This window comes from Marinicella sediminis (genome assembly GCF_002000055.1).
In the GTDB taxonomy this organism is placed as follows: Bacteria; Pseudomonadota; Gammaproteobacteria; order Xanthomonadales; family Marinicellaceae; genus Marinicella; species Marinicella sediminis.
In genome coordinates this window covers 166,656-186,654 of sequence record NZ_MVBD01000001.1, presented here as the reverse complement: position 1 = coordinate 186,654, position 19,999 = coordinate 166,656, and the positions used below count along the sequence as shown (strand labels likewise).

Here is a 19,999-nt window from a genome sequence, read left to right as displayed (position 1 = left end):
TTGTTTCAAACTGTTCATACCCCACTATACCCAGTCTGGTCAAAAAGGTTTCATCCAGAGCGGAAAAAACTTAATTTTTCCGGTTTACGGGACAACTGGCCACTGCTTTGATCCGTGACTGTTCATCGGTTTGGTAACATTCATCCAGCAATGAACAATAACAAGCTTGGAATGTCACTTCAAACCGCAATTCGTTGATCAGGTTCCACATCTCCTGATTACTCTCATGCCATTTCAGGCGCATAAACATCAATCGATCCTGACCCGGCAGGATGGTATTCAATACCGGACTGGTGATGAATTGAGGTACTTCTTCATCCCTTTGTTCACTGGCAGCCAGAAAATCTTTGACCACCTGCTGACAACAGTGATTTAAGACCTGAAAAAACGTATCAAAAGACCTGTCCTGATAAGAGAAAGTCACGCTGTTGATCAGTGCCGGTCCCACACCGGCATTGATCAGAGAAAAATTCACCACCCGTTCATCATCATTGAGCACATTGCCATGACCGTATTGAAGCATCGGCATGGTCATGGCTTTTACTTGTTTGTTGGCCGCATCTGCCTGCAGGTAAGTGGCATAAAACGATGCCGCTGAAATCAGAATGGCACACACGGCGATGATGAAATTCAATCGTTCGCGAGGTGGTGACTGCTTTTGAACCGATTCAGGTGTCGCTGGGATGTCTGCTTGTTTTGACATGATGAATGCGCATTGATTTGTTGCTCATGATTCTAGCACATCGATTAAAATATTCTTTTGACTTCAATATAAACCAACCCGTGAGTGACCTGTTCAGCCAAACCGATCAACTTCCCGAAGAACTCATCAAAGATGTCTACCTGATCAGATCGCTGGCCAGGCTGGACCAATTGCAGCCTGTGATCAAGCAGGTCATTACCCAGGCACCGCTGCGGTTCATGCACACCCCAGGGGGTAAACGCCTGCATATTTCCATGACCAATTGTGGTGATCTGGGCTGGATCAGCGAACCCAATGGCTACCGCTACGCCCACCGCGACCCCACTTCAGGAAAACCCTGGCCACAAATGCCCGATGCGTTCAGGCAACTGGCCAGACAGGCAGCCACCTTATGCGGTTTTGCCGGCTTCGATCCCAACGCTTGTCTGGTAAACCATTATCAGGCGGGGCAGGAGCTGACCGCTCACCAGGACAAGAATGAACCTGATCTATCACAACCCATTGTCTCGGTGTCACTGGGCATGAGTGCGCGGTTTCAAATGTATGGTGATTCACGCAACGGCAAACCCGTTGAAGTTGAACTGTATGATGGCGATGTGATGGTTTGGGGACGCACAGCCCGGCTGATTTATCACGGGGTCAAAACCAACCGCTCCATTCCCCACCCACAATTGGGACTGCACCGGTTTAACCTGACCCTACGTCAGGTGTAAAACTGCTCAATGAGGGTGTACAGAACACTCGAACACATATGAGCCAGGCCAGGATACTCAGTGCCACCCATTCAAGCCTTCCTTTGCCATGTTTCTGCATTGATCTTTGGTGATTTGATACCCATCACCAAATAACAATAAATGTGGCGCATCATGAGATCAATTAACGCATACAACTTTAAGCTCAATCATAAAGTGACTCCATGAATAAGAATAAACGAGACAAAACAACCGGCGCTATCATTCTGATGCTGTCTTTATCAGTGGCCTGGGCCGGCTCCATCTGGACTTTAGGCAGCACACCCACCAGCGAACTGTTCAATGGCATATCTTCAGCAGACGGTGACTTCATTGTCGCCGTTGGTGAAAACGGCACCATAGTGCATTTTCAAAACAATGATTCGGGTACCGTGATACCATCCGGGACCACCGAAGAACTGTATGATGTCTATGTGTCATCGAACGACTTTGCCGTTGCCGCAGGTGAGGATGTGGTGCTGTTGTGGGATGGTAATCAATGGAGTGATTTGTTCACCAGTAACACCAACACGGTTTATACCGGAACCTGGATATCTCCTCAGGAAGATGTGGTTTTGTATGAATCATTGGGTCAATTTAACATCATTTGTCCATACCATCCCGGCGCTCAGGACCAACCTTTTTGCCGAGCCTATCAACAACCCATGATCACTGCCTGCGGAGAAAGTAATGACATTAAATTATTGATGGGCAGTGGCAACATTGAACACGTGAACAATTTTCTCAATGACCTGAGTAACAACGGGCCAATACACATTGAGCCAGTGCCCTTGTCGCTGACCGCTATCTGGTCACCGCCACAGACCTGCTTGCCTGGTTCGGTTGAACCGCTGGAATTGTTTGCCATCCGCAATGGCAATGATTTCTGGTATTTTGACGGTGCTGAATGGTCTGACATGAACATCTCGATCCCAGGTGACCAGACCCTGACCTGGCTCAGTGGCACAAGTCGAAACAACATCATCGCCACTGGTTTCAAACCAGATGGCATGGGTGGCAACACCGGTGTTATCTGGTTATATGACGGTCAAAATTGGACTGAAGACACCAACTTACCCAATGGCACACCCGGTTTGAGTGACCTGTTGGCCATCATCAATCCCCCGGATCTGATTTTTGCCGAAGGTTTTGATTCTGCGGCACGTCATTCCAGGGGGGGGCAAATCGCTCAGGTGGACATCATGGCCGCTGCTGAAGAGGGTAAATTCGTGTCAACCGCTCAACTGTTTCCCGGCAGTGCCAGCGATCTTCGGGTGAGTAAGCGTTTGTTGACTCCCGAGCCGATTCGACTGGGTCAGCGCATCACTTTTCAGATTGTGCTGCAGAACCTTGGGCTTGACACCGCCACTGATTTTCGTTTTCTGGACGGGTATGAGAACAACATCCAGCTGGTCTCAGATCAATGCAATATGCAGGAATTCAATGTCTATGCAGGATGGCGGTACCGGGATACGCGGATCACCACCATGGCACCGGGCGATGTGATTACCTGTACCATGGAATTTGATGTGGTTGGTCCGGTTGGCGAGTCACTGTATAACTATGCCGCAGTATCTGAACTCAATGAATCCAATTATCGCAACAACCGCAGTGATGTTAAAAATATTTTTATTCAGCCCGCTCAGTGATGTCAGTAACCGCCCACAGAAACCGGGACTTCAGTGCCGTTGATGGCACCATACACTGATCTGTCCGGCCAAATAAACGATACCGGTTTCTGGCAAACAAGCGATAAAAACAGTCCCTGACCGGTCTGGGAATGACCCTGAAAATTCGCCATAAAAACCAGCCACCGGACAGATCCCTGGAGATTTCAAACGCGGCATTGGTGCGGTAGAAACAACGGCCGTTTTTGATCAGCAGAAAGGTATCAAAGCCCACTTTTTCTGCCTGGTGTTGTTCAATGAGGTATTTGGCTGCAGGACTTTGCAGAGGCACAAAAAGGAATTGTTCTCCAGGGTCTCTTTTGATGATGAAATTGATCGCCCCATTGCAAAACAGGCAAACTCCATCAAAAATAATCAGGTGATGGTGACTCATCAAATGATCACCAAAGTGATGGGTCATTGAAAGCCGGCACACAAATAATGGCGTTGCGAAATTCAGGAATGCTTCGCTGAATCAGCGATTGTGCCAGCCATCCAATGGGCTGACTGAGTGGGAATGGTGGTGGAATCTGTGCCTGTGTGATGGGCTGAAAACCGGTTTTTTTATAAAAGGCCGGATCTCCATAAGTTACCACCAAGGCCACTTCATGTGACCGCAACAGATCCAAACCATACTGAATCAGGGCCTGACCCAACCCTTTTCCCTGAGCTTCGGTGGCCACTGCCATGGGTGACAACAAAAAAGCTTTGTCACCTCCCGGCACCTGCAAACGACTGAAAAACACCGCGCCAACCAACTGCTCCTGATCAAACGTCACACAAACCAACAAGTCATCAGCAGGTGTCTCGGCAATCAGACGTGAGACCAATTGACCTATAACCTGGCCTTCAGCGGGACCCTCTGCAGCCTTGAATACCCGGGCAAGCAGATTAATAACTTTTGAGGCGTCCCTTTCTCTGAGTAACCGGTGTTGCGGCTTTTTTATCATGTATTTACGTTCTTTCATGACAACAAGACGATGGTTCTTTGCAGGTTATGTCTGGCCTTTTTTTCAAAACGCTGTTGAAATACATCGAGGTGATATAGGGTCCGTTTTTGCAGAAAAGCATGCAACAATTGCCGGCGTTTTTTTCGATAAATGAACCCAGGGACCCAATGATACTCCTTGCGTATGTGCTGTTCATACTGATCATATACCTCTTCACGCGCCCCTAAAATACTCAAGTCAATATCAACCAGCAAAGCCTGATCTCCTGAAGCCACTTCACCCTCATGGACGGTTGCCATAATCAGGTCCTTCACCCGTTCCACCCCTGCTGGTAAAAAATCATGGCCGGCGAGAAAGGCCGCTGCCCAATTCGCACTGTCGGCTTCGTTATGGCTTGAGAAGGGTTTGTATATGGCATCATGAAACCAAATGGCCACTTCCAGTTCAACGGGCCTATCAGCCAGATGAACCACATCATCCAGATGACGAAGCATGGCATCAATGTGTGCCCCGGTATGGTATTGACGGTGCTTTTCTGCATAGGCAGCATTCAAGGCCCCGAAGCAGTCCAATGAAGGCGCGAATCCCAATAATTTCATCAACCGCAGCCAACGCTTTTCATTCATGAGTCAGCCATCCTCTGTCAATCAAGTGAACATCGTTATCACCCTTGATTCAGCCATTGATTTTATCGTGCACCACCTGCAACATTTTCTTCATGTCATCGTCCAGTTCTTCCGGGGTGATTTTGGAGATAATGTTGCGCAATACCCTGATCTCATTGTGATCGATTTCACCATCCCGTTCGGCAATTTCCAGAATCCTGCCCAACTCTTTGGCATCCAGCTTGCCATCATTGGTGAAACATTCAATCGAACGAAAACTCATTTCCAGATAATCTCTTGATTCCATGCTGACTCCACGTTGTGTTAACAACTTATCATTATGACACAGCATGGAACCTGTGTCCTGAATCAAAAGTCACACTGACGCGAGACGAAATGCCGAAAACATCATCCCAAGTACAGCCGGTTTTTTTGCGCCATAAAATGAAAGGCAGCGAGATGCGCCCATGGATGGCGGTTGGCTGACGCAGTCTGCCAGAGCCAGACTCATTGTTTTTATCGAGCGCAGCCGGTTTTTTTGCGCCATAAAATGAAAGGCAGCGAGATGCGCCCATGGATGGCGGTTGGCTGACGCAGTCTGCCAGAGCCAGACTCATTGTTTTCATCGAGCGCAGCCGGTTTTTTTGCGCCATAAAATGAAAGGCAGCAAGATGCGCCCATGGATGGCGGTTGGCTGACGCAGTCTGCCAGAGCCAGACTCATTGTTTTTATCGAGCGCAGCCGGTTTTTTTGCGCCAAAGAAATGAATGGCAGCGAGATGCACCCATGGATGGCGGTTGGCTGACGCAGTCTGCCAGAGCCAGACTCATCGTTTTCATCGGGCGCAGCCGGTTTTTTTGCGCCATAAAATGAAAGGCAGCGAGATGCGCCCATGGATGGCGGTTGGCTGACGCAGTCTGCCAGAGCCAGACTCATTGTTTTCATTGGGCGCAGCCGGTTGTTTTGCGCCATAAAATGAAAGGCAGCGAGATGCGCCCATGGATGGCGGTTGGCTGACGCAGTCTGCCAGAGCCAGACTCATTGTTTTTATCGAGCGCAGCCGGTTTTTTTGCGCCATAAAATGAAAGGCAGCGAGATGCGCCCATGGATGGCGGTTGGCTGACGCAGTCTGCCAGAGCCAGACTCATTGTTTTTATCGAGCGCAGCCGGTTTTTTTGCACCAGCAAAAAAGAAGGGAAGCGAGATTCTACCGATGCTGATCAATCAGAATTGCATTGCCATCCGGATCAACAAAACTGATGTGGCCCGGACCGGATTCACTGGCCAGATTGGCATCGGTGATCTTGACACCTGCCTTGACCAGACGCTGGTGTATCTCACGGACATCAGTGAACTCCTCCAGGTTGTTGCTCTGGCTGTCCCAGCCCGGATTAAAGGTCAGAATATTGCCTTCGAACATACCCTGAAAAAGGCCGATGGTGTGTTCGCCGTTGCGCAGGATCAAGTAGCGATGTTCCGGTTCGCCGCCGATCACTGAAAACCCAAGCTTTTGGTAAAACATTTTCGAGGTTTCGAGGTCTTTCACCGCCAGACTGACAGAAAAAGCACCCAGTGGCAGGTTGTTGGATTGATGCATGATGTTGTCTCCAAAAATTGATCTGAATTGCCTGAATATCCTAACCAGAAAATCCGCTGAACGCATCACCCGGTTGGGTGAATCTGTCGTTATTGACGTTTTTTACGCTGGCATGCATGCTAGAATTTCCTGGTTATCCATCAACTTTAACTCATGACTGAAGCAACCATCAAACAACTCATCGAACCCAGAACCAAAGACCTGGGCGGGTTTTCAGTACGTCGGGTTTTACCAGCTGCCCGGCAAAAACTCATTGGCCCCTGGATTTTCTTTGATCACATGGGCCCGGCTGAATTTCCTGCTGGCACAGGCATTGATGTGCGGCCGCACCCCCACATCAACCTGGCCACCGTGACCTACCTGTTTGAAGGAGAAATCCTGCACCGTGATTCTTTGGGATCATGCGCAACCATCGAACCTGGAGACATCAATCTCATGGTAGCCGGTTCCGGTATTGTTCATTCTGAACGTGAACGGGACGAGGTTCGCAATCAGGCACATCAGTTACATGGCTTACAATTATGGCTGGCATTACCTGAGGCCGTCGAGGAAACCGCTCCGGCTTTTTACCATTATGACAAACAAGAGATCCCAGGAACCACTGTTGACGGGGTGCCGGTACGGGTGATGATGGGCTCAGCATATGGGCTAAACTCACCAGTAAAGGTTTATGCAGAGACCCTCTATATCGAAGCGGCGCTGAACCAGGGTCAAAGCCTGCAACTACCTGATGCCGCAGAGCGGGGATTATATGTGGCAGAGGGACAACTGAGCATCAACGGTCAACTGCTGGACCGTTACCACATGGCGGTGCTGGATCAAGGTCCGGCAGTGATCACTGCCACTGCACATGATACCCGCATCGCAGTGATTGGCGGAGAAGTAATGACCCGGCGTTACATTGACTGGAATTTTGTATCAAGCCGGCCTGAACGCATTGCGCAAGCCAAATCAGACTGGAAAAAACAACGTTTCCCACGGGTTCCAGGCGATGAAGATGAGTACATTCCATTGCCTGAATAAGGAAGACATCATCCCAGAAAAGCCTTGATTTCATCCGCTTGATTGACGGCATCCTGCCTGCCCAGTTCAATCAACGCTTTGGTATAAGAAGGTTCAAACAACAGATAACTGGGCATCCGCCAGTCCTTGCCCCAGCCACCAATCATTTTCAGCAACGACTTCACCGGACGGGGAATGTGACCGGCATGGGCCTCGGTGATTTTCCTGACATCGACACTGGGTTTGATGATCAGGGTATCAATGGGTTTCAGGTGTGTTTTTTGTCGCCGTTCATGAGGCACCAGCTCAAGGGTTCTGTTGATCCTTCTCAGCCGTGACAAATCAGCCATCATGGTATCCATAAACAAAGTATCCAGCATGTAACCTCCCAACTCGCCCATGCTGGGATAACTGCCAGGCTCTTCGGGCACCTGAATCGGACTTTCGTCCCGGGTTCCGATCACCAAAATCCGATCTGCACCCAGATGGATGGCAGGTGACAATGGTGCGGTCATCCTCAGACCACCATCACCATAATACTCGTTGCCTATCAATCTCGCCGGAAACAGAAATGGTAATGCCGTGGATGCCATGATGTGATCCACTGTGATGTCTTCCTGCAAGCCAACACGACGGGTGCGATGCCAGGGAATCACGTCATGATGAGCCTGATAAAAACACTTAGCCATGGCGGTGTCATAAGAAGACGCAGTGATTGACAAGCCTTTGAGTACCCCTTGATCAATGGCTGGCTGTAACTGCTCCAGTTTCAGTTCACGGCTGAGTAAAGCAGCCAGCGGGCTGTTATCCAGCAATGACCTGGGAGGGGTGACCCCCAACCTGCCAAACAACAAAGCACCCAGCACCCGCGCCATGGTCTTCATGATTTGCCGGGCATCGGTGCGATAGACATCAGCACAATGAATCGAAGTCCAGAAATGCTGCAATCGGGCCACGCCATATTGTTGATTTTTGGCATGGCAGGCCATCACCACGGCATTGATGGCACCCGCAGACGTGCCATTGATGATGGGGAAATGAAATCCTTCAGGCATCAGGTCCATGATGGCCTGCATCACGCCGACCTGGTATGCACCACGGGCACCACCACCGGGCAGCATCAGTGCTGTGAGACCTGATGATTGTTCAGCCGAGTTCATGAGGTTGCGTCTTATTGTTAATGTATTTTTTCATTAATTTACTGTAAACCATTCATTTTATTTGATATATATAATATGATAGTAACACTTTTTACGTCAGGTGCCCCATGAAAATCAAACAAATACTGATCAGTCTGATCTTCTTATTTTCCGTCAGTCAAGTGCTGGCTCAATCCTTTGAATTCACCCAAAGCGGTTTTTCTGAAGGTGCTGTTGTCACCCTGTCTTTCAGTGGAACAGACAACAATGCCGATACTCAGATTACATCATTTGACGGTGAAATCACTGCCTTTTCAATGAGTTTTTCTGGTAATTCCATCGTGCCTGCTTTCACACTTGGTCTCGCTGACTTACAAGGCTTGGTCTATGATAACAATGGCGGACCACTGGGTGATGGGTTGTTACTGGGTATTGAAGGTGTTGCAGCAGATGACACCAACTTTAACTACACCGCCGGTCCCGGACCTTTTGATGAGTGCGGCATTGGCATAGATTGTGCGGTTGTCTCAGATGGCACCAATAATGATTTCAGTCAAGAATTATTGGTCAGAGGCAGCACAGCCATACCGGTTCCAACCCTGTCTCAATGGGCTTTATTATGTATGATCCTGCTGCTGTACGGACTGAGCTTGCGACAAACCAGACGAACCGGCAACCAATTCTAACCGAAAGATAAACGCTGCACAGGGCACTGAACCAAACCGGGTCAATGCCCTTTTTACATGTTCATGATAATTGTGTCCTGAGGTGTGGCATGATGCGCTTGCTCACAGGCACCCGGACATGATTGGTCAGTATCAATTCTCCAACTCCGGTGGGACTGCGTTCCAGCGATTCTATCAAGCCACTGTTCACCAGATATGAGCGATGCGTTCTGATAAAAACAGAGGGTAATCGCTTGGTCAGTTCAGTGAGGCTGCCGTGATACAACTTAACCTGACCATTCAGCGCCACCAGTTCAACATAATCACCGGCGCCTTTGCAATAAGCCAGTTCCCTGACCAACACCCATTCTGTTTTTCCTGCACTGCGAACAGTCAGACGATCGGAATTTTGCTGCAGCTGTTGTTGCTCAATCACCTGCTCTAATTGTTGAGCCCTGGCCTGATAAGCCAATTGCCGACGGCGGGCCTGTCTGGCTTGCCTGGCCATCAGCAGAAAGACCAGCAATGCCACATAATAATAGTATATGGTATCAATGAAGCGCCAGGCATTGAGCAACACCATCAACAAAAAACCAGCAAATAACAGCAGAACCAAATCATGTTGGCCTGATTGGCGGCGTCTGGCAATCAACAAATAGGTCATTGCTGCAGCCACTGGTAATACCAATGCCAGGACACTCTTGCTGTCAAAACCAGGCACCCACCAAAGCAGCGGCGCCGATACCGCACCAAACAGCAACACATGCAGCCACCGCATCTTTATGGAGATGCTGTGCAACACATAACTGAGTAAACACAATCCAAATCCGATCGAACACAATAAAATAACCATCAACCTGATGTCATGCCAGGGATATGGGTAAGGCACGATGCCCCTGATTACCTCGGCAAACAGTTGTGTGGCTGCCAGCATGGCCATCACCGGCAACAACCAAGCATGACTGGGCAGATGATTAAGCCAAGCGACCAAAGCCAGGTAGAAAAAGCCCAACACAAGTACCCCAAAAGGCAGCAGCGAAGGCCAATAGTGACGCAGTATTTCATTGGTCGGTCGATGATGATTGCCGACAAATATCCGGTGTATCGGTTGGCTGAGGGTAAACAATCCCTGATGTGCTGAAAGCAGCAATTGAATACGGTTTTCGCCTGCTACAGTCCACCTCTCGGGCAGGTAAAATACTGCATCCATCATACCTGCCACCTCATCTTCAGCCAGACGAGCCGGCTGGCCATTGTGCCCAACCAATTGTCCGTTGAGGTAAACCCGTGAACTTTGCTTGCCTGAGATGAACAACGACAATGGCTGATCTCCCAATGCGACAACTTGCCAGCGCAATTCAAGCCACAGCAACTGACCCTGTGGATCCAGTGAATGCAGGGCCTGATCCTGACAAACCGATTGCGAAAAATCCGGTGGCTCATTAGCCAATACGTATCGGCCATCAACAGCACAAACCCGCACCGTTTCTGAGGGCTTGAATGACTGCGCCTGAGTCACTGAACAAACCATCAGCAGCCACAGCCAAAAAATACAATTATCGGGAGTCATTCTGATCATGGGTTCATGGTACTGGTTTTCTGCAAGTGAACCAAGACCGCTGACCGAAAATTCCTGACCGTTGACCGAATGCCCCTGTCTATGCTGCGTTTGCTCTGCTAGGCTGCAATCAATTCAATCAAAACAGGTACCATGAAACACATTCATTTACTTTTCATTCTGCTGTCAGTCACCCTGCTTGCAGAGTACTCAGCGGCCGCACCAGACGGAGAAACCATCATCACCTTCACCTCCGGTGACAGCGACAGCAAAGGGCAACAGGTAAGCGCATATGCCGGTCAGTTTGTGGTCACTGAAAACCGGTCTGCTGAATCGAGCAGAAAAATCAAGTTGCACTATGTGCGGTTTCCCAGTACCAGTCAAAACCCAGGCCCACCGATTGTTTACCTGGCTGGCGGGCCAGGAGGTTCTGGTATCTCAACCGCAGAAAACCGGCGCTACGGCTTATTCATGGCTTTGCGGGAAGTGGCTGATGTCATCGCCCTGGACCAACGGGGTACCGGGCAGTCCAATGACCTGCCGCATTGTGAATCAAACCAATTTCTACCACAGGATCAGGCCATTGATGACGACGCATACATCCGGCTGAACCAAGTGGCACTGGCTGAATGTCTGACTTACTGGCAACAAAAAGGGGTTGACCTCAAAGCTTACAACACCCTGGAAAGCGTCAATGATCTGGATGACCTGCGACAGCACCTGGGCGCAGAAAAAATCAGTCTTTGGGGGATTTCGTATGGCAGCCACCTGGCCTTGGCAGCCATCAAAACCCGTCCTCAAATTTTACACAAAGTGATGATAGCCAGTGCCGAAGGTCTGGCGCAGACCATTAAATATCCGGCCAGGACCGACGCTTATTTCCAGCGCTTAAACAGTTACCTTAACAGCCACAAAGAAGACCCTTTCGATTACCTTAAACTCATGCGCCAGGTACATCAGCAGTTGGATCAACAACCTATGCGACTGGAATGGCAGAACGATCAGCAGCAAACCATACGCTATCATCTGCAATCACGGGACATGAAACAACTGGCCTCAGCAATGATATCTGACCCTGGCAGGGCACAACAGCTGTTGCAGCTCTATCATGCGCTGCAGGCTGGCATTCACATGCCGGTACAAAACATCATCCAGCGTTACATGAGCCCTGAACAACCGATCGGCTTTCACCCCATGAGCACCGCCATGGATCTGGCTTCCGGAATATCTCCTGAACGACTCAAAATCATTGAAGAACAAAGCCAGTCTTCCTTACTGGGTGGTTATCTGAATTTCAGCCTGTACTTCACCAAACTGGCAGAACAACATCACCTGGATCTGGATGAGTCTTTCCGCAGTCTGCCAGTCAGTGATATACCAACCTTGCTGATTTCCGGCACCCTGGATGGTCGAACCTACATTGAGAGCCAATTGGAAGCCACCGATGGGTTATCAAACCGGCAAACCATCAAAGTGATCAATGGCGGACACAATCTGTTCAAATCATCACCTCTGGTGATAAAGAACATGTTGCTGTTCATGCAGGACCAGGTCATCACTGATCCAGTGATCAACACCAATCCACTGGGATTCACACCTGACTGAACAACCACACAATCAATCACCCAATGACCACAAACGGCTCATTGGGTTGTCTTCAATCAATGATGTTTGTTATAGTGATTGACTGTTGCTTTTACGTATACCATGAAAAACATCACCCTTATGTTATTGATCTGTTCCTCCATCGGCTGGGCCAGCCAGACAAACATCCAATATCCGCAAGTCACAAGTCAGGTCAGTTATCAATCGGTCACTCAACTGCCCTTCCGCAAGCCCGATGCACGCATCAGCTATGGCAGTGATCAGCTACAATTTGGCTTATTGTGGTATGGCAGGTCTAATGAACCCAAACCACTGGTGGTATTGATCCATGGTGGCTGCTGGCTGAATGCCTTTGGGGTAGATCACAGCCAGGCAATGGCCACCGCTTTGTCGCAGGCCGGGTACCCGGTGTGGTCATTGGAATACCGACGCACCGGAGACCCTGGTGGTGGCTGGCCTGGCAGTCTGAATGACATCATACTGGCTTTGAATCAGTTGTCAGTATTGCATGGTCATGACATTCAAACCGACCAGGTGGTCCTGTTGGGCCATTCAGCCGGTGGACACCTGGCTTTGTTGGCAGCCAATGAAATGCCGGCAATCAACTGGCACAAAATCATCGGTTTAGCAGCCATCACCGACGTCAGTCGATATGCGTTGGGCAGCAACAGCTGTCAACAGGCCACAGCAAAATTCATGGCAGGCTTACCTCATGAACAAGCCGAGGCTTATCAGCAGGCCAACCTGCTTTATCGGAAATTGTCCAATCAGGTAGTACTGCTGCACGGCGATGCCGATCAGATTGTGCCGGAGCTTCAATCCAAACTGTTTGCAACGGCCAATGAAGTGCTTGCAGGTGCAGGACATTTTGACTGGATTCATCCGGGCAGCCCGGCTTTTGAGTTATTACTGAACAGACTTGCTGATGAATAGCAGCACAAAGAGGGCATTCAAACAGCGCCTGCTCGAATTACAGTCACAGCTGCAAGATCGGGAAACTCACAACCAGGATGCGCTGAAAACGGTGACGTTGGATCAGAACCGGGTCGGCAGGCTGTCAAGAATGGACGCCTTGCAAAATCAACAAATGGCGCAGGAAGCCGAACGCCGCAGGTTACTCAAATTGCAGCAGATTACGGGCGCCTTGCACCGTCTTGAGCAGGGCGATTTTGGCCGGTGTTTTGTTTGTGAGGATGAGATTGCCTCTGAACGATTGCGCTTTGACCCCACACTGACCCGTTGTGTTGGTTGCAGCGAGAAGCCTTGATGCAAGGTCCTGTGCTGATTCAAAATGTGGTTTTTTCACTGGTTATTCTGATTGCTGCCAGCCTGCTGGCAGAACCCTTGTCCCGCTTGATCCGCTTACCTTTTGTGGCCATTTTGATTGTCATTGGCTTCATCGGCTCAGAATGGGTTGTGTGGTTGGGATATGACACCGGTATCCGTGCAGCCAATTTCAGTGAACTGGTTTTTTATGTCTTTCTTCCAGTCATTATATTTGAGTCCGCATACCGCATTGATCAACAATCATTGAAACAAAACCTCTGGCCCATTCTGATGCTGGCCATGCCAATCATGCTGATCTCTGCGGGATTGGCTGCGGTGTTCATATTCCTGGGTGTGGGCCATGCCACTGGCTTCCCCATATACACCGCGCTGGTGGCCGGGGCTTTGCTGGTGGCCACCGATCCGATGGCCGTGGTCAGCCACCTCAAACGCATCAAAGCCCCAGCCAAAGTCACTACCCTGATCGAAGGAGAGAGCCTGTTCAATGATGCCATTGCTGTGGTGCTGTTCACCACTTTGTTGTCTCTGGCCATGGCTGTTCAACAAGACAGTAGCAGTGGTATTGATCCAGTGGCTCAAGTCATCAATTTTCTGAAGCTGTTTTTTGGTGGCTTGCTGTTTGGCTTTTTGGTGGGTTGCCTGGGAGCTTTTTTCAGTTATGTGATTCAAACCAGGATTCTGGAAAATGTGTTGCTGGTGTCGGTGGCCTATGGCTCCTTCCTGATCGCCGAAGATTACCTTGGCGTATCTGGGATGATGGCTGTTCTGGCGGCCGGACTGATGATGAACAGAGCTCATCAACGATTTATTCCCGCTGAAGACCGCACATTTGTTCATTATTGGTGGGAGGTGCTGAGTTTTTTTGCCAATGCCATGATTTTTATTTTATTGGGCGTCACCATCACCACCAGCATGTTCACCGAGCGCTGGCTGGCCATGCTGATTGCCATTGGTTCGGTACTGTTGGTGCGTCTGCTGGCCATTTATGTGCTGCTACCGTTGTTTTGCCCCGGCAGCACTCAACGAACCGACCTGAACACCCGCCATGTTCTTTTTTGGGGTGGAACACGGGGTGCAGTCACCGTCGCACTGGCCTTGTCATTGCCCATTGAACTCTCCAGTTGGTGGACCATCCAGGCCATGGCCTTTGGTGTGGTTTTGTTCACGCTGTTTGTCCAGGCTCCGACTGTTCCGCTCCTGTTGAGAAAAATCAATACCAACAAATCAGATCGGTCTTGGGAGCGCTGATGATCAGCCCGACCCGCCGAATCGGTTAGGCAGAGCATGCAGATATGGCGGTTTGACGAAGTCAAGAAGCCATAATGGAATGATCGATAAGCCGTGAGCGATAGCGAATCAGAGCGTCGGGCGCTTGATCACACGACATGATCACCGAGGCCTCGGTCTCTGTTCCAGACGAGACCCTAACTCCTCCATCCGTAGAGTTGGCTTTCACTTTTGTCAGGAACAAAAGTGAATGAAGTCCCAAGATCATTCCCTGGTTATGTTGCGCTCATTCTGCTTTCTTGCTGAGCAAACTGAGCCGGTTGCCCTTGAGTAAATCATCCACATCATCCATGTCATCATAGGCCAGATGGTGGTCGATTACTTTAAAACCATACCACTGGTTTTTTCCGCCATTTTTAGCCCGGTAAAGGGCGTAGTCGGCCAGTTTCAGAGCCGCTTCCCAATCAGCAAAACTCAAATTCACCAATGGAAATGATGAAAAACCCATCGAACAAGTGACTTTGACTTCATCATCCCGAAACCAACTTTCCCGGGTCAGGGCTTGTTGAAAGGCATCACAACGCTCAGCTCCCTGAGTGACATCATCAATTTCAGTGAGCCACAAAAACTCCTCGCCGCCCCATCTGGCAACCACATCTGACTCAGCCTGATTTTGTTGCAGGCATCTGGCAAACTGAACCAACACTTCATCACCACGCTGATGTCCGTAGGTATCATTGATGTGCTTGAAATCATCGATATCAATGATCACCAGGCACCATTGTTTTTGTGCAGCACTCTTTTTGGCACTTTCTGTGGCGATCAACTGGGTCAGATATCTGCGGTTTTTCAGACCAGTCAGGGTGTCGATTTCAGTTTGGGTTTTGAGCTGATCATTGAGGCTTTGGAGTTGTTCGTGCTGCTTTTCAATGCGTTGGTTTTTATCCAGCAACAATTGGTTGACCCGACCTCTGAAACGCCAGGACCGATAAACCAGCAAAAGGATCACCACCAACCCCACCATGAGTAACATCATCAGCATGCGAATGCGTTCATTAAAGGCAGCCTTGCTCTCCAGCAGCGCGATGTTCTTTTGCTGTTCGCTGCGCAACATTTCTGAGTTTTGCAGGGCTTGTTCTTTCTTTTCAACTTCAAAAGCAGTCATCAGCTCATTGACCTTTTCGGTAGAAGCCACATCAATGATTTCATCATTCAGCGCTTTGAATTCAACCATCAATTCATAAGCCCGCTGGTAGTTGCGGCCTTTGACCAGGACGTCGATCCACTTGGGGTATAGCTCAACACGCTTCATTTTGATGTCGTGCCCTTTGTGTAACTCATAGGCTTGTTCATAAAGTTCAGCAGCCCGGTCATGATCACCCATATTGGCATATACATCGGCCATTGATTTATAAATGATATTCAGCTCGGCTCCTTTGTTATGCTCAATGAACTCGAGCCTCGATAACTCCAACTGTTCCAGGGCTTTATCGTATTCACCCATCTGGTTAAAAATATACCCCAGGTTATTACGGGCTGATGACGCAGAGGTGCCGTTTTGCTCGCTGACGCTGATCGAATTCATGAGTTTTTCAATGGCCTGTTCAAGATCACCCATTTCAACATAAGCCGCTGCGATGTTACTCAACAACGAGGCGCGGATGACTGGATCATTGATCGGCAAGGTCAGCGCTTTCTCTGAATATTCAACGGTCTTATCCCAATCTTTGAGCATGAAGCTCAGAGAACCAAGGTTCTGATAACGTGATGCCGCGATTGGCAGGTCATGGTTTTCCAAAATTTTGATGGACTTCAACATGTATTCTGCAGCACCGGCCAAATCTGCTTGCTGGGCTTTGACCACGCCTATGCTGTTGTTTAAGTCACTGCGTTTTTGGTGCCTGTCATCGGCCAGGTATTTAATGGCCTGAAAAAAATAGGGTTCAGCTTCGGCAAATGATCCTGCAAAATATAACCGGTAACCGACGGCCTGATTCAACTCAAAAAAAGCCTGAGCCACCGATGGTTCACCCGTTCGATCAGACAATTGGACCATGATGGTTTCTGCTTGAGTGATGACTGGCCCAAGGTCTTCATCACTTTTGGATTTCCTGGCCCAGATGATCTTTTGTGCCAGCAGCCTGAGCCTGTCACTCTGACTGACATCAGTCAAAGTCAGGAATTGATCAAGTAACTGGCCGGCGGATGCAAATTGCTGATTGGCAATCCGGGCATTCATCAACAGCAGTCCAGCACCGATTCTGTCAGCGTCGACCGGACCGTTGGCCCATAATTCATTGGCTTGTGTTAAAGCCAACTCCGGATCATCAGCAATCAACGCCTGAATCTCTTCAATGATTGGCTGGCTTTGAGCAACCGACAACACGCAACTCAGGCTCAGGCAGAGCCATAGATTTTTGATCTTAAACATCTTTCACACACACTTATTCAGTCCAATGATTATAGTACATAGACAATCAAATCAGCACACAATAAAACCACACAACAGATGGTGAGCAGCCATTGATCACGACCACCACTGACATTCTGCTGAATTTGACAAGCAGCGTCACATTTTAAACAAACCTGACCATCGGTCACTGAGCGAAAAACTGTTTGCAAGACAATCATCAGGCAAGTCAATGTGCTGTTGATGAACAGGTTTACAATGCATGATTGGGGCTTTTAACGCCAACCCGGTCATTGTGAAGACTTTTTTGCAGAATATTCATACATTTTGGGCACTTCGACATTAATATTTATTGTGTTTTCAAGTATACTGTTCCATTTTTGAATCAATGAGGGAATTAGCATTATGAAAAAACTGATGACGCTGGGACTGATCCTGTCGGCAGCCACTTGTGGCGCCCAATCCTGGACAAACAACAACGAAGCTCCCAACAACCAACCTCCGGTTGAGGCACCTGAAGCCTTTTTGGGTGGTCTGACCACTTTCACCACGCTGGCTGATTTACAAAATGCACTGAGCACCAGCTTCACCGAAGATTTCAGCAACACCTTGATCGGACCAAGTGACGTTGGTGGTTGTGGCCCGGTGATCAACAGCACCACAGCCAGCGCTTGTTTCAATGCGGGCGCAGTGATTGATGGCTTCAATGTAAACACCGAAGCTGCCGGAGACGTGGTTGTGCTGACAGTGGGCTTCAATGGCATCACTTCAAATGCAGTCGGCGCGGATACATTTACAGATGTCACCCAAATCACATTTCCAGGTGGTGATGTTCAAGGTGTTGGCTTTGATGCTTACATCGGCTTCACCCCAGCTGACCTGACAATTTCTGCCTTTGACGCTTCGGACGCCCTGATTGGTTCTTATGTCGTCAGCGGCATTGGCGCTTTACCAGACAGCCGGTTCACCGGTTTCACTTCACCGGTACCCATCAGCCGTGTGACCTTACAGACCGCTGGTGACGGTGGCGATTTGCTCAGTAACCTGATCTTTGGTGGTACCCAACCATTGGGACCTCCTCCAGCTGTGAATGCTTTGTCAACTCCAGCCACCATATTGTTGCTGTTAAGCATGCTGGTGATGGGCTCTGTATTGGTTCGCCGATACTGATTGCACCACCCAACTGTCAACTGACATTAAAAACACCGCAACATGCGGTGTTTTTTTATGCCTGTCTATTTTTTCTGATCCCTTCTGCCTGATCCACTGAGGATTGAGTTCATTCTTTCATACATAGTGAGGTTTTAATCAAACTCCCTCTGTATGAAAAAACTGGCAGTGGCCCTTTCCAGGGCAGAACTCGGAATCCAGGCGCCACTGGTTCGCGTTGAAGTACACATTTCCCGGGGCTTACCTGGTCTGAGTATCGTGGGGATGCCAGAAACTGCCGTCAAAGAGTCCAAGGACCGGGTCCGGGCGGCCATCATGAATGCCGGCTATGATTTCCCACATCACCGCATCACCATCAACCTTTCACCTGCTGACATCCCCAAGCAGGGTGGGCGATATGACCTGCCCATTGCGATAGGAGTGCTCGCTGCAACCGGACAAGTCAGTTCGGAAAAACTGGCTGCAACCGAGCTGATTGGCGAATTGGCCCTGGGCGGTGAGCTGAGGCCCATTCGCGGGGTATTGCCGGTGGTCAGTGCTGCAGCCAATGCCGGCCGTTCATTGGTGTGCCCGATAAACAACGGTACTGAGGCAGCGCTGGTAAAAAGTTGCGACTGTCGTCTGGCCCGTCACCTGTTGGAAGTGTGTGCCTGGCTGGATGGAGCTGAGGAATTACCTGCAGCCGACCAGCAACCACCTCCGGCAACCAAAACTTGTCCGGACCTGGCTGAAGTCAAAGGGCAGGAACACGCCAAGCGGGCACTGATCATTGCCGCAGCCGGGCAACACAACTTGTTGTTTTATGGCCCGCCTGGCACCGGCAAAACCATGCTTGCCAGCCGCTTACCCGGGATTCTGCCAGCACTCACCGAAAGCGAAGCACTTCAAACAGCAACCGTGGCATCCATCAGTGCCAGCGGTTTTGATCCGGCCAACTGGAGCCAACCACCATTCAGGGCACCACACCACAGCGCTTCTGCAGCGGCCCTGGTTGGCGGTGGATCACATCCCATGCCAGGCGAAATCAGCCTGGCACAAAATGGAATCTTGTTTTTGGATGAATTGCCGGAATTTTCCCGCCACGTTCTTGAAGTACTTCGTGAACCCATGGAATCTGGGCGCATTGTCATTGCCAGGGCAGTCCGCTCTGCTGAATTTCCGGCGAACTTTCAGCTACTGGCCAGCCTCAATCCCTGTCCTTGCGGTTACCATGGTGACCCTGACCGTGCCTGCCATTGTGCTCCGGGCCAAATTCAGCATTACCGTAATCGCATCTCCGGCCCATTACTGGACCGCATTGATTTACAGGTTGAAGTGCCTAGAATCCCCCACAAACAATTGCGCCAGGCGGGTCCAAGCGGACCCGATAGCCGTGAAATCAAAGCCTTGGTTATGCAAAGCAGACGGCTCCAAATGCAACGCAATGGCGGCAAATGCAACGCCCGACTGCAAGGCAAAGAATTGGATCGCTGTATTCCATTGAATAGCCGCCTGCTCGACTTTCTGGAATCAGTGGTTGAACAACTCAGGCTATCAGCCAGGGCTTATCATCGCATCATCAAAGTATCACGCACCATTGCGGATTTGGAAGGTGCCGAACAGGTGGCTCAACACCACCTGGCGGAGGCCATCAGCTACCGTGGCTTTGACCGCGACTGAAAATGGTGCTGCCAAGGTCAGGAC

Annotated in this window: 20 protein-coding genes; 10 read left to right on the top strand and 10 right to left on the bottom strand. The window is 49.7% G+C overall.

Features of this window, described 5'->3' with window-relative positions; all coding sequences use genetic code 11:
• Positions 1-70: 70 nt before the first annotated feature.
• A complete protein-coding gene (locus B0475_RS00920) occupies positions 71-703 on the bottom strand; it encodes a hypothetical protein (RefSeq protein ID WP_077409530.1) in 633 nt (210 codons plus the stop codon).
• A 26-nt stretch (positions 704-729) separates the two neighbouring features.
• On the opposite strand from B0475_RS00920, the gene B0475_RS00915 reads away from it, so the two are divergent.
• Both B0475_RS00915 and B0475_RS00910 read left to right on the top strand, forming a co-directional pair.
• Positions 730-1,416 carry an alpha-ketoglutarate-dependent dioxygenase AlkB gene (locus B0475_RS00915; protein WP_077409857.1) on the top strand — a complete coding sequence of 229 codons (687 nt, stop codon included), beginning with the start codon at positions 730-732 and terminating at the stop codon, positions 1,414-1,416.
• Between the two features lie 203 nt (positions 1,417-1,619).
• Positions 1,620-3,083 (top strand): DUF11 domain-containing protein, encoded by a 1,464-nt coding sequence (locus B0475_RS00910; RefSeq protein WP_077409529.1) that lies wholly within the window; start codon positions 1,620-1,622, stop codon positions 3,081-3,083.
• Here B0475_RS00910 and B0475_RS00905 read toward each other — a convergent pair.
• The 6 genes from B0475_RS00905 to B0475_RS00875 all read right to left on the bottom strand — a co-directional run bounded on the left by B0475_RS00905 (position 3,064) and on the right by B0475_RS00875 (position 6,253).
• Positions 3,064-3,495, bottom strand: coding sequence for a thiol-disulfide oxidoreductase DCC family protein (locus B0475_RS00905; protein ID WP_077409856.1), 432 nt, complete (start codon positions 3,493-3,495; stop codon positions 3,064-3,066). The two genes, B0475_RS00910 and B0475_RS00905, sit on opposite strands and share 20 nt — an antisense overlap.
• Positions 3,496-3,502: 7 nt before the next feature.
• Complete coding sequence (locus B0475_RS00900) at positions 3,503-4,069, bottom strand: GNAT family N-acetyltransferase (protein WP_232781820.1); 567 nt, start codon at positions 4,067-4,069, stop codon at positions 3,503-3,505.
• Positions 4,066-4,677, bottom strand: a complete 612-nt coding sequence (locus B0475_RS00895) for an HD domain-containing protein (RefSeq protein WP_077409528.1) — start codon at positions 4,675-4,677, stop codon at positions 4,066-4,068. The genes B0475_RS00900 and B0475_RS00895 overlap by 4 nt, the downstream gene beginning before the upstream one ends.
• A gap of 49 nt (positions 4,678-4,726) precedes the next feature.
• A complete protein-coding gene (locus B0475_RS00890; RefSeq protein WP_077409854.1) occupies positions 4,727-4,963 on the bottom strand; it encodes a hypothetical protein in 237 nt (78 codons plus the stop codon).
• A 31-nt stretch (positions 4,964-4,994) separates the two neighbouring features.
• The gene (locus tag B0475_RS00885; protein ID WP_077409527.1) at positions 4,995-5,309 is read right to left on the bottom strand and encodes a hypothetical protein; all 315 of its coding nucleotides are present in this window, start codon (positions 5,307-5,309) and stop codon (positions 4,995-4,997) included.
• A 554-nt stretch (positions 5,310-5,863) separates the two neighbouring features.
• Complete coding sequence (locus B0475_RS00875; RefSeq protein WP_232781819.1) at positions 5,864-6,253, bottom strand: VOC family protein; 390 nt, start codon at positions 6,251-6,253, stop codon at positions 5,864-5,866.
• A 153-nt stretch (positions 6,254-6,406) separates the two neighbouring features.
• Between B0475_RS00875 and B0475_RS00870 the strand changes: the two genes are divergently transcribed.
• Entirely contained in the window at positions 6,407-7,276 is an 870-nt protein-coding gene (locus B0475_RS00870) for a pirin family protein (protein WP_077409525.1), read from the top strand.
• Positions 7,277-7,284: 8 nt separating this feature from the next.
• Here B0475_RS00870 and B0475_RS00865 read toward each other — a convergent pair whose 3' ends face one another.
• Positions 7,285-8,415, bottom strand: a complete 1,131-nt coding sequence (locus tag B0475_RS00865; RefSeq protein WP_077409524.1) for a patatin-like phospholipase family protein — start codon at positions 8,413-8,415, stop codon at positions 7,285-7,287.
• 107 nt (positions 8,416-8,522) lie between these two features.
• Here B0475_RS00865 and B0475_RS00860 point away from each other — a divergent pair, with 107 nt between their 5' ends.
• Complete coding sequence (locus B0475_RS00860) at positions 8,523-9,080, top strand: hypothetical protein (protein ID WP_077409523.1); 558 nt, start codon at positions 8,523-8,525, stop codon at positions 9,078-9,080.
• A 61-nt stretch (positions 9,081-9,141) separates the two neighbouring features.
• On the opposite strand, the gene B0475_RS00855 is transcribed toward B0475_RS00860, so the two are convergent.
• Entirely contained in the window at positions 9,142-10,638 is a 1,497-nt protein-coding gene (locus B0475_RS00855; protein ID WP_077409522.1) for a LytTR family DNA-binding domain-containing protein, read from the bottom strand.
• A 132-nt stretch (positions 10,639-10,770) separates the two neighbouring features.
• Between B0475_RS00855 and B0475_RS00850 the strand changes: the two genes are divergently transcribed.
• The 4 genes from B0475_RS00850 to B0475_RS00835 all read left to right on the top strand — a co-directional run bounded on the left by B0475_RS00850 (position 10,771) and on the right by B0475_RS00835 (position 14,757).
• Positions 10,771-12,222, top strand: coding sequence for an alpha/beta fold hydrolase (locus tag B0475_RS00850; RefSeq protein ID WP_077409521.1), 1,452 nt, complete (start codon positions 10,771-10,773; stop codon positions 12,220-12,222).
• A 102-nt stretch (positions 12,223-12,324) separates the two neighbouring features.
• Entirely contained in the window at positions 12,325-13,155 is an 831-nt protein-coding gene (locus B0475_RS00845) for an alpha/beta hydrolase family protein (RefSeq protein WP_077409520.1), read from the top strand.
• Positions 13,148-13,489 (top strand): TraR/DksA family transcriptional regulator, encoded by a 342-nt coding sequence (locus B0475_RS00840; protein WP_077409519.1) that lies wholly within the window; start codon positions 13,148-13,150, stop codon positions 13,487-13,489. Before B0475_RS00845 ends, B0475_RS00840 begins: the two co-directional genes overlap by 8 nt.
• Positions 13,489-14,757 carry a cation:proton antiporter gene (locus B0475_RS00835; protein ID WP_077409518.1) on the top strand — a complete coding sequence of 423 codons (1,269 nt, stop codon included), beginning with the start codon at positions 13,489-13,491 and terminating at the stop codon, positions 14,755-14,757. Before B0475_RS00840 ends, B0475_RS00835 begins: the two co-directional genes overlap by 1 nt.
• A gap of 265 nt (positions 14,758-15,022) precedes the next feature.
• Here the strand turns inward: B0475_RS00835 and B0475_RS00830 are convergent, their stop codons facing one another.
• Complete coding sequence (locus B0475_RS00830; protein WP_077409517.1) at positions 15,023-17,167, bottom strand: GGDEF domain-containing protein; 2,145 nt, start codon at positions 17,165-17,167, stop codon at positions 15,023-15,025.
• A 384-nt stretch (positions 17,168-17,551) separates the two neighbouring features.
• On the opposite strand from B0475_RS00830, the gene B0475_RS00825 reads away from it, so the two are divergent.
• Both B0475_RS00825 and B0475_RS00820 read left to right on the top strand, forming a co-directional pair.
• Positions 17,552-18,316 (top strand): hypothetical protein, encoded by a 765-nt coding sequence (locus B0475_RS00825; RefSeq protein WP_077409516.1) that lies wholly within the window; start codon positions 17,552-17,554, stop codon positions 18,314-18,316.
• Between the two features lie 153 nt (positions 18,317-18,469).
• Complete coding sequence (locus B0475_RS00820; protein ID WP_077409515.1) at positions 18,470-19,975, top strand: YifB family Mg chelatase-like AAA ATPase; 1,506 nt, start codon at positions 18,470-18,472, stop codon at positions 19,973-19,975.
• Positions 19,976-19,999 lie beyond the last annotated feature (24 nt).

Excerpts from the sequence above, each read along its gene's own strand:
- B0475_RS00920 (WP_077409530.1), bottom strand. The coding sequence starts at position 703 with ATGTCAAAACAAGCAGACATCCCAGCGACACCTGAATCGGTTCAAAAG.
- B0475_RS00915 (WP_077409857.1), top strand. The coding sequence starts at position 730 with ATGATTCTAGCACATCGATTAAAATATTCTTTTGACTTCAATATAAAC.
- B0475_RS00910 (WP_077409529.1), top strand. The coding sequence starts at position 1,620 with ATGAATAAGAATAAACGAGACAAAACAACCGGCGCTATCATTCTGATG.
- B0475_RS00905 (WP_077409856.1), bottom strand. The coding sequence starts at position 3,495 with ATGAGTCACCATCACCTGATTATTTTTGATGGAGTTTGCCTGTTTTGC.
- B0475_RS00900 (WP_232781820.1), bottom strand. The coding sequence starts at position 4,069 with ATGAAAGAACGTAAATACATGATAAAAAAGCCGCAACACCGGTTACTC.
- B0475_RS00895 (WP_077409528.1), bottom strand. The coding sequence starts at position 4,677 with ATGAATGAAAAGCGTTGGCTGCGGTTGATGAAATTATTGGGATTCGCG.
- B0475_RS00890 (WP_077409854.1), bottom strand. The coding sequence starts at position 4,963 with ATGGAATCAAGAGATTATCTGGAAATGAGTTTTCGTTCGATTGAATGT.
- B0475_RS00885 (WP_077409527.1), bottom strand. The coding sequence starts at position 5,309 with ATGGCGCAAAAAAACCGGCTGCGCTCGATGAAAACAATGAGTCTGGCT.
- B0475_RS00875 (WP_232781819.1), bottom strand. The coding sequence starts at position 6,253 with ATGCATCAATCCAACAACCTGCCACTGGGTGCTTTTTCTGTCAGTCTG.
- B0475_RS00870 (WP_077409525.1), top strand. The coding sequence starts at position 6,407 with ATGACTGAAGCAACCATCAAACAACTCATCGAACCCAGAACCAAAGAC.
- B0475_RS00865 (WP_077409524.1), bottom strand. The coding sequence starts at position 8,415 with ATGAACTCGGCTGAACAATCATCAGGTCTCACAGCACTGATGCTGCCC.
- B0475_RS00860 (WP_077409523.1), top strand. The coding sequence starts at position 8,523 with ATGAAAATCAAACAAATACTGATCAGTCTGATCTTCTTATTTTCCGTC.
- B0475_RS00855 (WP_077409522.1), bottom strand. The coding sequence starts at position 10,638 with ATGATCAGAATGACTCCCGATAATTGTATTTTTTGGCTGTGGCTGCTG.
- B0475_RS00850 (WP_077409521.1), top strand. The coding sequence starts at position 10,771 with ATGAAACACATTCATTTACTTTTCATTCTGCTGTCAGTCACCCTGCTT.
- B0475_RS00845 (WP_077409520.1), top strand. The coding sequence starts at position 12,325 with ATGAAAAACATCACCCTTATGTTATTGATCTGTTCCTCCATCGGCTGG.
- B0475_RS00840 (WP_077409519.1), top strand. The coding sequence starts at position 13,148 with ATGAATAGCAGCACAAAGAGGGCATTCAAACAGCGCCTGCTCGAATTA.
- B0475_RS00835 (WP_077409518.1), top strand. The coding sequence starts at position 13,489 with ATGCAAGGTCCTGTGCTGATTCAAAATGTGGTTTTTTCACTGGTTATT.
- B0475_RS00830 (WP_077409517.1), bottom strand. The coding sequence starts at position 17,167 with ATGTTTAAGATCAAAAATCTATGGCTCTGCCTGAGCCTGAGTTGCGTG.
- B0475_RS00825 (WP_077409516.1), top strand. The coding sequence starts at position 17,552 with ATGAAAAAACTGATGACGCTGGGACTGATCCTGTCGGCAGCCACTTGT.
- B0475_RS00820 (WP_077409515.1), top strand. The coding sequence starts at position 18,470 with ATGAAAAAACTGGCAGTGGCCCTTTCCAGGGCAGAACTCGGAATCCAG.